The 234-nt window shown below is 67.5% G+C and carries 1 pseudogene; it reads left to right on the forward strand.

From position 1 onward, the window contains the following. Positions 1-234: pseudogene (locus EOD29_RS36915) on the forward strand (IS110 family transposase); the annotation flags it as partial.

Raw genomic sequence — 234 nt, forward strand, 5'->3', positions numbered from 1 at the left:
GGCGCATCTCGGAGACCCGCGACGCCGATATGCGGCGCGCGCTTGTCGAGGCGGCGTCGGGACTGATGACGCGCTTCAAGGGCTCCGAAAAGGTCAAGAGCTGGGGCAAGGCGATCGCCAAGCGCTGGTGCCACCGCAAGGCCTGTCGCGGTGGCACGCGAACTGGCGACGGTACGTTCTATGTCAACGATGCGGGAAGCGAGGCGGATGCCGGTCCGCGCGCGCAGGACAAAG

Source organism: Mesorhizobium sp. M1A.T.Ca.IN.004.03.1.1, from assembly GCF_003997555.1.
In the GTDB taxonomy this organism is placed as follows: Bacteria; Pseudomonadota; Alphaproteobacteria; order Rhizobiales; family Rhizobiaceae; genus Mesorhizobium.